Below are 12,661 nucleotides of genomic sequence, written 5' to 3' on the forward strand. Positions count from 1 at the left end.
CCACGCCGGCCTCCACGGCCTCGGCTCTTTCCTGCAGATCAAGGCCTACAGCCAGCAGGCAGCCGGTGACCGCGCCGCGAGGACAGTAACCGCCCTGCAGAAAAGTCCTGGACGATTTCACCGTATGCCTGGTGCAGTTCTAAGTGAGAATTGCCCCTCATATGCCGGACCTCACCAAGGGAACCCAACGAAGAAAGGCACGTGTCCCCGTACGCCCGCTGATCCACTCCCCCGGTCGGAAGGCCTGGCTTAACCGGCTATTTCCCCCTGAGGAGGTTGCTGCTGGAGCGGGCACCGGGAGGGGCTGGGCTAGCTTTCACACTCGATGCAGTACGGGTCGCCGTTCTTTTCGCGTGTGAGCTGGGAACGGTGCCGGACCAGGAAGCATGAATAGCAGGTGAACTCGTCCTCGGCCTGGGGAATCACCTGAACGATCAGTTCCTCGGCGACGAACTCTCCGCCGGGGGTCATGGCGTCATCCAGCGCGTCGGCCTCATCCAGATCGCGGACGACGCTTCTGGCATCCGGCGCGTTCGCGGACTGCAGCGCCTCCAGGGAGCGATCCTGTGATTCCTTGACGTCGGAACGTACTTCGTCGTAATCGGTTGCCACTGCGGTGATTCTCTTCTCTAACGTTCTTACCGGACGGAAATGCAACCTACACCATCGGACCGGGATTCCCCTCGCGAGGACCGGCGGGCGCCGTCCGAGAGCCCGACACCTCGACCCGGGTCCTGGCCGGGATGCCCGAGGACCGTGCGTCAGAGCGCTGTTCGGGAGGCCCTGCTGGGCTGCGCGCCGGGCAAACCGTCAGGTCACCTAGTCCTCGGTCCAGTCCAGCGCCGCGGTGAGCCGGTCGGCGTCGGGCAGCTCATCGCGAACGTCTGCGGGCAGGGCGTCGTAGGTGTAGGAGGCCACGGCCATGGGTGAGGTCGCGCGGCCGAGGCTGTAGCGGACGGTGTGCTCGTTCTTGCTGCCGCAGATCAGGATCCCCACTGTGTCTGCGTGGGTTTCGCAGCGGAGCCTGTCGTCGACGAGGGCAATGTAGAAGTTGAGTTTTCCCGCGTATTCGGGCTGGAATTTGCCGGTTTTCAGTTCTACTACGTAGTACCGGAGCTGCTCGACGTGAAAGAAGAGGAGGTCGATGTAGAAGTCGTCGCCGCCGACGTCGAAGTGGACTTGCCGCCCGACGAACGCGAACCCGGGGCCCATTTCCCTAAGAGTTTCGGTGATGCGGTCCATGAGAGCCTGCTCGAGGTCCCGTTCTGCGACCTCTCCGGACAGACCAAGGAACTCAAAAGAGTAGGGGTCCTTGGCCACCTGCTGGGCTAGCTCCGAGTCTTGCGCAACAAGCTGTTGCGCAAAGTTCGACGGCGCTGACCCCGTGCGCTCGAGAGTTTTGTTCATGATCATGTTCATCAGGACGTTGCGCGACCAGCCGTGTTCGACGGCTTCTGAGGCGTACCAGTCGCGCTTTTCTTGGTCGACAAGCTTGTCCAGCAGCACGGTGACGTGGCCCCACGGCAATTGCGCAACAGGCTGTTGCGCAATTGCACCCCCATTCCAAGCCCGGGCAAATGTCGTCATGTATTGAACGTTCCGGGCGGAGAATCCCTTCATCTCCGGGAACTCCGCCCGAAGGTCGTCGGCCAGTCTTTTGATGACGCCACTCCCCCACCCCTGTTGTTCCTGCTGGGCACTGACATCTTGCCCGATGGACCAGTACAACTCGATCAACTGGGTGTTGACTGTCCGCAGCGCTCTCGTGCGTGCGGCCCGGACCCGGTTCTTGAGCTCTCCGAGCAGGTCGATGTAGCCCTTGGGGAGGGTGAGGTCACGGGCATCAGTCATAGGTTCGATCGATCCTATCGAGTCGGCCAGGTTGGAAGGGCATCTCCAGTTGGAGCTGCGATCCTTAGCGGCTGGGCCGTTTTCCGTTGTTAGCGCTTTGATTTCCCGTCGCTGCTTGCCATTGACTGCGAACGGATCCCGAGGCAGCGCCAGGGTTAGGCATTCAGCACGTGAATGGCTTGTCTCCGCGGGGACGGGCGCCGGTATGACCAGAGCCAGCCCCGGGGGCCACATGTAGGTCACGCAGGTCGACGCGCGAAATGGCAAGAAACGGGATGCCGCGCTTCAAAGGCCGAGAGCGTCAAGCATGGCATCCTCTTCGTCGTCCGAGCCGGCGCGCCGCCGCGCGCGGGACGGGTGAAGCGGAGTGTTGGCCGTGACCGGGGCAGCCTCTTCAAGTTCCTCGCGCCGCATCCGGGCATGTTGCCGGGCTGTGTATCCGAAGCCCACGAAGGCGAGCACGCCGAAGGTGATCCACTGCAGGGCGTAGGAAAGGTTGGACCCTTCCTGCACGGATGGCGGGGTCAATTGCAGCGGCGTTTCATCCGGTCCGGGAGACTCCGAAGCCATCAGACCATAGCTGCCCGTCATTAGTGGATACGCGAGCTGGCGCGTGTATGCCACCAGTTCGATGCTGGCCAGCTGGCCCTCGGGCGCGGCACGGCCCAATCCGGGCTCCGCGGGCTTCAGCCGCACGACGGCGTCGATGGTTCCTTCCGGAGGAGCAGGTACGGCATCGGGGTAACCGGGCTTGAGATTGCCGATGGGCAGCCACCCCCGGTTGATCACGATTGTCTCCCCGGAAACCAGTCGAAAGGGAACCAGGACCTCATACCCGGGAGCGGAATTGTTTGGCCGGTTTCTGACGATCCGCTGATCAGACGCCAGGTAATGGCCGCGCACCGATACGGGCGTCCACTTGGCTCCGGGTTCGGCTACTTCGAAGTGCCTACGGGCAGATTCGAACGGGATGGGTTCTTTGTCATAGTTTTGTTGGACACGTTGGATCTCTGCCACGGCCTGATTCCGGCGCTCCAATTGCCAGTTTCCCAATCCGACGCAGGCCGCGGCGAAGAGTGCGGCGAGTCCCAGTATCCCCAGCCACTGCCGGGTCAGAAGGAACGAGTACGTCACTGGCCGGACCGAAGGAGCGTCCCCGGCCCCAGCGCGCCGCGCCTGGTTCCGGCAAGGCAAGGCCCGCCCGCGCCTCGCGCCCGGGAGGATGTTCCGGACCGGGACTTTTCTTCAGTAATGTCGCAGTGCACATCACCACCCTAGCCGCGGGCCGGACCGTCCCCATTCCGCAAGCCAGTTTTGAGAGTCGGAGCTGTGCTTGCTCCGATGCGCGCTGGGAAGGAGCAGGGTCATCGCCCGCACACCAGCGCGAGGAACCGGCCGCGACCAGGTATCCGCAGGCCGTTCCGGAGAGCCAGCCGCTAAACTGCCAGGGTGCTGAATGAATTTTGGAACACCTCGACCGGCTCGTACAAGGCGCTCGTGTTTGGTGCCATGGGCCTGATCGCGGCCGGGATACTCCTGAACATCGCGGGAAACCTGTCCCGGATCGATGGCCTGACGGCCGCGTCCCTTCCGGTCATCGGAGTGGGCCTTGTGCTTCACAGCACAGGCGTCGTCGTCCGCGGTCAGGGGGTCCGGAGGCGCCTCCAAAAGTAGCCCAGAGACGGGCGGACGCCGGGGGGCGAATTCCTGGCCATCGTGGTTTCCATCCCATATGGTGCATGGCCCGGATTCGGCATTTTCCCGCAGGCTGGACGTCTTGAGCCTTTTCACCGAACAGCCTTTCCCGACGCATCGGCACACCCGCGGCAAGCGATGCGCCACTTGATGGCGCCTATCAGGTCCAGCGGCAGCCGGCTGGGCCCCCGCAACTCGTCCGATCAATCCCCCCAATAATGGGTCACCCAGGGTTTGTTTCCGGGGACCGCCGAAGAATTCAAGCTGTCCGGACCAGCCTGGCGCACCGGAACCGGTTTTACTTAGGTAAGCCTTGGCTAATAAGCTGTCGCGGTGACCATTCATCCAGACCTCGCGCGGGTCGACTTCTCCGCGGATCTCGCGAGGCATGGAGAGCGCCCCGCCGTCCTCGCTGATGACCGGACCCTGACCTACTCAGAGCTGGCGGTCCGCGTCGACGCGGTGGCCGCCAGCCTAGGGCCGGTGCGGCGGCTGGTGGCGCTGGCTGCCGGGAACGATCTGGAATCGCTGGTCGCCTACCTGGCGGCGCTGTCCTCCGGGCACCCGCTGATCCTTGTGCCGGCGGACAAGCCGGCCGCCTTGGAGTCCATCGTGGCGGCGTACGACCCTGACGTTATCGTCAGGGCGGGGGACGGTGACCCGGTGCTGGAGGAGCGGCGCTACGGCACGCGTCATGAGTTGCACCCGGATCTGGCCCTGCTGCTGAGCACATCGGGATCGACAGGTTCCCCCAAGCTGGTACGCCTGTCACACGGGAACCTGCAGTCCAACGCAGAGGCCATCGCCGAGTACCTGGCCATAGCTCCCGGCGACCGTGCCGCGACGACGCTGCCGATGTCCTACTGCTACGGCCTGTCGGTGATCAACAGCCATCTGCTCCGCGGGGCGGGGCTGGTGCTCACGAGCCTGTCTGTCGTGGACCCGTGCTTCTGGGATCTGTTTCGCAGCCGGGGCGCGACGTCGTTCGCGGCCGTGCCGTACACCTTTGAACTGCTGGAACGAGTCGGCTTCGAGGAGATGGATCTGCCGGGCCTGCGATACGTGACTCAGGCCGGCGGAAGGCTCGCCCCCGACCTCGTGCGCGGCTACGCCGAGCTCGGCCGCCAGAGCGGCTGGGACCTCTTCGTGATGTACGGCCAGACCGAGGCCACGGCCCGGATGGCTTACCTGCCACCCGGACGGGCCGCCACCGCCTCCGGTGCTATTGGCATACCGGTGCCCGGGGGCGATTTCCGTATCGACCCGGTGCCCGGGTTCGCGGACGGGGAACTCATCTACACCGGTCCGAACGTCATGCTTGGCTACGCCGAAAGCCCGGCCGACCTCGCAGCCGGCCGGATCGTCCAGGAGCTGCGCACCGGCGACCTCGCCCGGAAGCGTCCCGACGGAGTCTACGAAGTGGTGGGGCGGCGCAGCCGGTTCGTCAAGATCGTGGGACTGCGAGTTGACCTGGGAGAAGTGGAACGGAGCCTGGCCGACCTCGGAGTGCGGGCAGCCAGCGCGGGCACTGATGACGGCCTGGTCGTCGCCGTTGAGGGCGACCACGACACGCACCTGCTGGGCAAGGTCCTCGCCCAGGGCCTGGGACTGCCGCGCACGGCCGTCCAACTGCGCGCCGTCGGAGAGCTCCCCCGGCTGGCCAACGGCAAGCCCGACTACCCCTCCGTCCTGGCCCTCGCCCGGCCGCAGCCGACCACGGCAAAGCACGGGACGGTCTTTCCGGACGGGCCGGTGAAGGTCAGAAAGATCTTTGCCGAAGCCCTGGAGCGTTCGGACATCGCCGACGGCGACACGTTCGTCAGCCTCGGCGGGGACTCCCTGTCCTATGTGGCGGCGTCCGTCCGGCTGGAACAGGCCCTCGGGCACCTCCCGCCGGACTGGCACATCACGCCGGTCCGGGACCTCGAGCCGCGCCCCCGCCGGGCCCACAGAATGAGACGGTTCTTCGCTCCTGTCGAGACCAGCATCGTCCTGAGGGCTGTCGCGATCATCTTCATCGTCAGCACGCACGCCGGACTCTTCAACTGGCAGGGCACAGCCCATGTCCTCCTGGCAGTGGCCGGGTACAACTTCGCCCGCTTCCAGCTCGCCGGGGACCGGCTCCCACGCCTGCGGCGCCAACTGACCAGCCTGGCCAGAATCGTCGTCCCGAGCATGGCCTTCATCGCCGTGGCCTACTTGATTACCGACAAATACAGCCTGGCCAATATCCTGCTGCTCAACGCCATCATCGGCCCGGAGGCAGTCACGACCCAGTGGCACTTCTGGTTCATTGAAGTGCTCGTCTACCTCCTCGTGGCCATGACGGCCCTGCTGGCCGTTCCCTGGGCGGACCGCGCCGAGCGGCGCTTCCCCCTGATCTTCCCCCTGGCACTGACCGGCGCCGGGCTGCTCACCCGCTACGAGATCCTCGACCCCGGGGTGCCGAACACAGCGCCGGCCCTGTGGCTCTTCGCCCTGGGCTGGGCGATCGCGCGGGCCCGGACCGTGGCCCAGCGCTGCGCCGTGTCCGTCATTGCGGTCCTGACCGTCCCGGGCTTCTTCGACAACCCGAACCGGGAGGCGACCGTCCTGGCCGGGATCCTGCTGCTAATCTGGCTGCCTGCCATCCCGGTGCCCAGGGGCTTCCGCCGGCTGACCGTTCTGCTGGCCAGCGCCTCCCTGTACGCCTACCTCGTCCACTGGCTGGTCTACCCGCCCCTTGCCCCGATAAGCCCCGCCCTCGCGGTCGCCGCGTCCCTCGCTGCGGGAGTGGGGTACTGGGCGCTGGCGACGCGGTTGATGGATGCGGGCCGCCGCAGGCGGAACGGCACCGGAAAGGCACGCCCGAAAGCAGCCCGCACCGCCGGGCAACCTCGCTCAGCGACGCCCCGCTAGAATCACGCATTGTCCCCTCCCGGACGACGGAGGAGCGCGAGTGAGGTTGCCGGCATTAGGCCCTGCCACGCTCCGTCCGCCCCGGATCTCCGAAGCGGGACGTGTATCGCAGCTTAGGCTGCCTTGGATGCCATCCCGTGCCATTCGCGAGCGGATGCGCTCTCACTCCCGCCGTAAGCGAAGTTCGGATACTGTTGTTTTACGTCTTGTAGAAAAGGGCCGCCGGTGCTCATGCTGGCAGGAAGGAAACTGATGTCCGGGCACCAGAGAACGGAGGCCGACGGCTCATCGCTGGAAGTCGCCAAGGCCGGGGCCGCTGTCCCGGCTCTGGGCCGGAGGGCCATGCTGCGCTGGGCGTGGACGCAGCTCACCAGCATGCGCACGGCACTGTTTCTGCTGCTCCTGCTGGCCGTGGCCGCGGTGCCCGGTTCTTTGTTCCCGCAGCGTCCGGCCAACCCGGCCGTCGTGACCCAGTACATCAAGGACCGCCCGAACTACGGGAAGATCCTCGATTCCCTCCAGCTCTACGACGTCTACTCGTCGGTGTGGTTCTCGGCCATCTACATCCTGCTGTTCATTTCCCTCATCGGCTGCGTGGTGCCCCGTGCCACCGCGCACTACAAAGCCCTGCGGTCCCAGCCTCCCCGCACACCCCAGCGGCTCTCCCGCCTGCCGGAATACGGCACGCTGGTGCTGCCCGCCGACGCTGGAATCCCGGCGTCGGACGCCATCCAGGACGCCGCCATGCTGCTGCGCAAACGCGGCTATCGTGTCGATGTCCGGGACGCCGACGGCGCGACGCCTTCCCTGGGCGCCGAGCGCGGCTTCCTGAGGGAAGTCGGCAACCTCACCTTCCACATGGCATTGATCGGCGTGCTTGTATGTGTGGCGGTCGGGGGACTTTTCGGCTTCCGGGGGCAAAAAATCCTCGTCGAAGGAGACACATTCGTCAACACTCTGGTGGGCTATGACAACTTCGCACCCGGGACCAACTTCCAGTCCTCATGGCTTAAGCCTTTCGGCATCACCCTGGACAAGTTCGAGGTCCGCTTCGACCGGGAATCCACCAAACAGTTCGGCCAGCCGATCGACTTCACCGCAAGCCTGACAACCCGGAACGCGCCGGACGCGGCCCCGCGAGCCAGGACCCTGAAGGTCAACGACCCGCTCTACTTCGGTGAAGCGGCCATGTTCCTGGTTGGAAACGGCTACGCCCCGGTCATCACGGTCAAGGACGGCAACGGGAACACCGCCTTCAGCGGACCCGTGGTCTCCATCCCGAGCGATGCGGTCTACACCTCCACCGTCGTCCTTAAGGTTCCCGACGCCAAGCCGGCGCAGCTCGGTTTCGCCGGGTTTTTCCTTCCCTCCGCCGTGAAGAGTCCCGAAGGCGTGGCATACAGCTTCGACCCGGACCCGCTGAACCCGCAACTGAACCTAAACTCCTACTACGGCGACCTCGGCCTGGACAAGGGCGTGCCCCAGAACGTCTATAACCTGGACGTGAAAACCCTCACCCAGCTCAACGGCCGCAACCTGCCCGCCGGCGGGATCACGCTCGGCCCGGGAGGCAGCTACACCCTGCCCGACGGTAAGGGCACCATCAGCTTCGATGGCCTCAAGCGCTACATCGGCGTGGACATCAGGAGCACCCCGGGTCAAACCGGCGTTCTGATCTTCGCCCTGCTCGCCATCGCCGGGCTCATGGTTTCGCTCTACGTCAACCGCCGCCGCGTCTGGGCCCGCACCGGCACCCACGACGACGGCCGCACCATGGTCGAATACGGTCTCCTGGCCCGCGGCGAAGACCACCGGCTCGCCACCGAAGCCGCAGCCATCCGCGAACTCCTCAGCCGTCAGTGGCTGCCGGGTGTTTCACCCGGTGATCCCGCCACCGGCTCCCTCCTTTTCTCCAGCAAGAAGGACCAGTAATGTTCCCCCTCAACGAAACCCTGGGCCAGTACAGCGAGCTCTTCATGCTGCTGGCCGCCGGTACCTATACCGTGGCCTTCATCGCGTTCGCCTGGGACCTGGCAAAGAGCAGCAAGATGCTGCGCGCGGTGGATGTTAGGGCCGCGGAGCTCGCCGGGCAGGTGACCACACCGAGGCCGCGCGCATACCCGTCGGCGTCAGCGCAGGGGCCGCCGGAGGAGGCGTTGACCGCGCCGATGCGCATGTGGCCGGGCCCGCGGGCCGCGCTGAGCCTCCGACGTCGGCCGTCTCCGGCCGTGGCGCCGCGGGAGGGGTGGTCCAGACCGCCGACGCCGGCATGCGTTACGGCGGCGAGCTTCGTGCCTCCGCCCGGGTGGCCGTCGCGCTGACCGTCCTGGGCGCCGTGATCCATGCGGCCGCTGTGATCACCCGCGCGTTGGGTGCAGGCCGGGTGCCGTGGGGCAACATGTACGAGTTCCTGACCACCGGCGCGTTCGTGGCGGTGGCTGTCTTCCTGGTGGTGCTGATTAGGCGCGACCTGCGTTTCCTGGGCACGTTCGTGGTCGGCCTGGCCATCATCATGCTGGTGGCGGCGTCCATCGTGTTCTGGACGCCGGTGGGGCACCTCGTGCCCGCGCTGCAGAGCTACTGGCTGATCATCCACGTCTCGATCGCGGTAATCTCCTCGGCCCTGTTCACGCTCACGTTCGCCATGTCCGCCCTGCAACTGCTCCAGTCGCACCGGCAGAAGACCACTGCCGGAGGGGGCGGGGACAAGCTGGGCTTCATGCGCCTCGTGCCCTCCGCCTTGAGCCTGGAGAACCTCTCCTACCGCATCAACGCACTCGGTTTCATCGGCTGGACCTTCACGCTCATGTTCGGCGCCATCTGGGCCGAGAAGGCCTGGGGCCGCTTCTGGGGCTGGGACACCAAGGAAGTCTGGACCTTCGTCATCTGGGTGGTCTACGCCGGCTACCTGCACGCACGCGCCACCCGGGGCTGGACCGGAACCCGCGCCGCCTGGTTGTCAATTGCCGGCTACCTGTGCGTGGTCTTCAACTTCGCCATCGTGAACCAGTTCTTCAGCGGCCTGCACTCGTACTCCGGGCTGTAGCTCCCCGGGGCCGGGATCCCCGGCCGATATTCGGTGGCCGGCTCCGGTTCGGACGGGGGCCGCCTCCGGTGCGGGATGTAACAGAAAGAGGTCGGCTGGTGTTCCTCTGCAAAGGACGGGATCAATGAGTTAAGGGCGCGCCTTCCGGGGGATGTTCAGAGGCCGGGGATGGCGGGCGGCCGCTTGAGAACCGGGGCCGAAGCTCCAGGGTATGGCATGATGACAGGGCCATCAGCGGCTGTTGCCCCAGGCCGCAGTATTACCGGAGCGGGACAGGTGCTCTCCCCTCCTGTCATCTGCCCGCTCTACATCTGTTCAGGCGTTGCTGTAACGTCTCTGGGGGAAGTTAACGCAGCCTGTGCCTCCAGGCGTGCGCACTGTCGCGCCGCCGCAGGTGCATCCCCCAACCTCGACTCTCTCAAGGATCCATGAAAACGATGTCTCCAGCCGACGACGACCGCCAGAACCCCCTGCCTTCCAGCTCCGGCAAGGGTCCGGACGCAGGTATGCCACTGGGTGCCCGGCGCCTGGTGCTCATCGGCGGGCTTTGTGTGCCGGTCGGACTGGTCGCCGGGCCCTACCTGCTTGGTCTTCAGCTCCTGGCTGTCGGCGGCGTCGTCGCCGTGGCCGTGGCATTGTCATACGGCCCTGGCCGAACATGGTTCTCGCGGTGGTCCTGGCTGACGGTTGCCGCCGGCGCTCTCTGGATGGCGGCCACCATCGCGTACTGGGGGACCATCGTCGCCGCGGCAGATGCGTCCGCGCCGCTGTCGGGCTGGTCAACGGTGCTATTTTACATTGGCGTAGGAGGTCTGGTCATCATGGCCGCCGCCACCGCCGGCGGGGTCCTGACGCGGTACCGGTTCCGCCGGACGGCGGCCGCGGCGGCCGCCGCCCGGGGCTGACTCTGGTGCCGGGTGGTCCGGTCCCTGGGTCGGGCGGGGAGTGCGTACCGGGCTTTAGGAGTTCACGTTTCCCGCCCGCTTGCGGCGGGCCAGGAAGAGGATGCCGGCCAGTGCAGCGATGACCGCGGCCGCGACGCCGAGCGTGAGCAGCGCGTTGTCGTTGTTGGGTCCTTTGGCCGGTTCAACTTCTGTGCTGCCTGCTGAGGCGGGGGCGGAGGTCTGCGCCGGCGACGCCGTCGCAGTTCGGGACGGGTTCTGGACGGTGAACGCGTAGTTTCCGTCGATCGGGTGTCCATCGGAGGAGACGGCCCGCCACAGCACCTTGTGGGCTCCATTGGCCCCCGGGGTGACTTTCGTGGAGATCGTGGCGCCCGTAACGGTCACTTTTCCGTCACTGATTGTTCTCCCCTCCCCGTCGGTGACCGTGATGACGCTCAGGTTCAGACTGGCCGAATCGGTCGGTGGCTCCGAGAGAGTTAGCGAGACTGTCTCTGGCGTGGAGGTCACGGTTGTGTCCGCTGCCGGGGATGTGGACTGAAGGGCATCATGGGCCTGCGCTGGCCCGGCGGCCATCGCAGGGATTAACAGCCCGGTCGCGAGGGCCAGGGAAAGGAGTGCGCGCTTTTTGTGGGTCAGGTTCATGGTGTGTTCGCAATTCTGGGTGGTTGGGAGGGTGTCGGGGACGGCCGATCAGGCCGCTGTCCGCGGCGGCCCCCTCGCCGGGACCCGTCCGGGCGAAGTTCCCAGGTGGATGCGCCGCCCCTCGCCGGTGGCTGCGGTGCGGGATACGGGTGGCAGGGCCGCGGGAGCCGGCTGGGCTATCAGGGTCTTCAGCCATGAGGCCAGCATCCACAGCGTGGCCTCGGCCCGTGCGAGGACCAGGGCGGTGGCGAGCGTGGCCAGAAGATGCAGCCCGAGCATGGCATCGGCTGGATAGGCGCCCGGGACTCCCGGCTGGCCGACGGATCCCTGGAAGGAAACGTCCGTCCTGCCGTGTACGTGGGGAGCCGGCACACCCCCGGGTGCTGCGGGGACAGACAGTGCGGCGAAGGCCTGGTGGAGGGCGAACTGCCCGGCGAAGAGATAGCCGACAAGGATGGGGGCTGTCATGGTCCGCGCGGTAAGGGGCGCTGCGGTGAGGGCCGCCAGAGCGGCCAGCGCTGCCATGACCGGCGGCGCCGGCAGTGCCCCCCCGGCGCCAAGATGAGCTGCTGCGGCAAGGAAGAGGGCCGTCCCGGCCGCGGCGAGGGCCCTGGGGACCCGAAACGGCGCGCGACGTTTCACCGTTGGGCTCCTTCCTCAGGCAGAAAATTCTACACTACGTAGAAAGTGTTGGCCGGGCAAAAGCAGGCGGCCGTGCACGGCGACAGCCTTATTGGGGGGCTTGTGAAAAAGTGAAATATCCGACGCTAAGGTTTCGCCGGCCGTCGTAGTGGCCTGTATTTGCCGGGCTTGAGGTGGTTGGCGCGCGGCCAGGTGTAGTCGCCGGTGAGGTTGATGTGCTCCCATCCCAGGGGTGAGAGGAACCGCAGGAGCTTGGGGTCGATGTTACTGCCGCTGTTGGTCAGGGTGGTGACGGTGCGATCGAGGTAGACCGTGTTCCAAAGGACGATGGCTGCTGTCAGAAGGTTCAGCCCGCTGGCGCGGTAGCGCTGCTGCTCGAAGGAAGGGTCACGGATTTCGCCGAGCCGGTTGAAGAACACGGCCCGGGCGAGGGTGTTCCGGTCCTCGCCCTTGTTCAGCCCGGCAGTGACTTTACAGCGCAGTCCGGGGTCCTGGAGCCAGTCCAGCAGGAAGAGGGTCCGTTCCATTGTCAAGCCCCGGGTTTTGTGGAGGCGTTTTTAGCCGGAAATTGAGAGCAGCTCCGGGGCCGGGTGGCCGGCGTGGAGCTGCTCGTATTTAGCGGGCGGGACGTGGCCGATCTCGCCGTGGAGACGCCGGTGGTTGAACCAATCTACGTATTCGGCCACGGCGACAGGCCCTTCTGGCGCATCAGCCGCTGGACGGTGCAGCGCGCTGCCGGGATGTCCTGCCGGTGCAGTTCCTTGTGGACCTTCCGGGCCCCGTAAACGCCGTAGTTTTGAGCGTGGATGCCCTCAATCATTCCCTTAAGGGTCGTTGAAGTTACCGGGCACAACTGTTTTTGGGGCAAAACCTTCTGTCACCCCTGCCGGCGTCTGGTCGCGGGCGTCAATGTTGCGATGTGGATATTTCCCGCACGGGGCTAACTGACGGTGAGTTGGGTGTACATCCCGGCGGCGTAGTG

Annotated in this window: 10 protein-coding genes and 3 pseudogenes; 5 read left to right on the forward strand and 8 right to left on the reverse strand. The window is 65.9% G+C overall.

From position 1 onward, the window contains the following. Positions 1 to 309: 309 nt before the first annotated feature. The 3 genes from QCD75_RS19120 to QCD75_RS19130 form a co-directional block, all read right to left on the reverse strand. Complete coding sequence (locus QCD75_RS19120) at positions 310 to 612, reverse strand: DUF4193 domain-containing protein (RefSeq protein WP_301231002.1); 303 nt, start codon at positions 610 to 612, stop codon at positions 310 to 312. A gap of 207 nt (positions 613 to 819) precedes the next feature. Then, the gene (locus tag QCD75_RS19125) at positions 820 to 1,851 is read right to left on the reverse strand and encodes a PDDEXK nuclease domain-containing protein (RefSeq protein WP_301231003.1); all 1,032 of its coding nucleotides are present in this window, start codon (positions 1,849 to 1,851) and stop codon (positions 820 to 822) included. A 285-nt stretch (positions 1,852 to 2,136) separates the two neighbouring features. Next, the gene (locus tag QCD75_RS19130) at positions 2,137 to 2,985 is read right to left on the reverse strand and encodes an SURF1 family cytochrome oxidase biogenesis protein (RefSeq protein WP_301231004.1); all 849 of its coding nucleotides are present in this window, start codon (positions 2,983 to 2,985) and stop codon (positions 2,137 to 2,139) included. A 315-nt stretch (positions 2,986 to 3,300) separates the two neighbouring features. Between QCD75_RS19130 and QCD75_RS19135 the strand changes: the two genes are divergently transcribed. The 5 genes and pseudogenes from QCD75_RS19135 (at position 3,301) to QCD75_RS19155 (ending at position 10,395) form a co-directional block, all read left to right on the forward strand. Then, the gene (locus QCD75_RS19135; protein ID WP_301231006.1) at positions 3,301 to 3,525 is read left to right on the forward strand and encodes a DUF3188 domain-containing protein; all 225 of its coding nucleotides are present in this window, start codon (positions 3,301 to 3,303) and stop codon (positions 3,523 to 3,525) included. 354 nt (positions 3,526 to 3,879) lie between these two features. Beyond that, positions 3,880 to 6,444, forward strand: a complete 2,565-nt coding sequence (locus tag QCD75_RS19140; RefSeq protein ID WP_301231007.1) for an AMP-binding protein — start codon at positions 3,880 to 3,882, stop codon at positions 6,442 to 6,444. A 252-nt stretch (positions 6,445 to 6,696) separates the two neighbouring features. Continuing rightward, the gene (gene resB / locus QCD75_RS19145; RefSeq protein WP_301231008.1) at positions 6,697 to 8,376 is read left to right on the forward strand and encodes a cytochrome c biogenesis protein ResB; all 1,680 of its coding nucleotides are present in this window, start codon (positions 6,697 to 6,699) and stop codon (positions 8,374 to 8,376) included. After that, positions 8,376 to 9,490, forward strand: a pseudogene (gene ccsB, locus QCD75_RS19150) (c-type cytochrome biogenesis protein CcsB). Before resB ends, ccsB begins: the two are co-directional and overlap by 1 nt. A gap of 428 nt (positions 9,491 to 9,918) precedes the next feature. Then, positions 9,919 to 10,395, forward strand: coding sequence for a hypothetical protein (locus tag QCD75_RS19155; protein WP_301231009.1), 477 nt, complete (start codon positions 9,919 to 9,921; stop codon positions 10,393 to 10,395). Positions 10,396 to 10,449: 54 nt separating this feature from the next. Here QCD75_RS19155 and QCD75_RS19160 read toward each other — a convergent pair whose 3' ends face one another. The 5 genes and pseudogenes from QCD75_RS19160 to QCD75_RS19180 form a co-directional block, all read right to left on the reverse strand. After that, positions 10,450 to 11,037 (reverse strand): copper resistance CopC family protein, encoded by a 588-nt coding sequence (locus QCD75_RS19160; RefSeq protein WP_301231010.1) that lies wholly within the window; start codon positions 11,035 to 11,037, stop codon positions 10,450 to 10,452. 48 nt (positions 11,038 to 11,085) lie between these two features. After that, a complete protein-coding gene (locus QCD75_RS19165; RefSeq protein WP_301231011.1) occupies positions 11,086 to 11,679 on the reverse strand; it encodes a hypothetical protein in 594 nt (197 codons plus the stop codon). 125 nt (positions 11,680 to 11,804) lie between these two features. Next, a pseudogene (locus QCD75_RS19170) lies at positions 11,805 to 12,206 on the reverse strand (Tn3 family transposase); the annotation flags it as partial. A 30-nt stretch (positions 12,207 to 12,236) separates the two neighbouring features. Beyond that, positions 12,237 to 12,365 carry an IS3 family transposase gene (locus tag QCD75_RS19175; protein WP_301231012.1) on the reverse strand — a complete coding sequence of 43 codons (129 nt, stop codon included), beginning with the start codon at positions 12,363 to 12,365 and terminating at the stop codon, positions 12,237 to 12,239. A gap of 5 nt (positions 12,366 to 12,370) precedes the next feature. Further along, positions 12,371 to 12,508 (reverse strand): annotated as a pseudogene (locus QCD75_RS19180) (IS3 family transposase); the annotation flags it as partial. Positions 12,509 to 12,661 lie beyond the last annotated feature (153 nt).

It is taken from the genome of Arthrobacter sp. PsM3 (assembly GCF_030433895.1).
GTDB lineage: Bacteria > Actinomycetota > Actinomycetes > Actinomycetales > Micrococcaceae > Arthrobacter.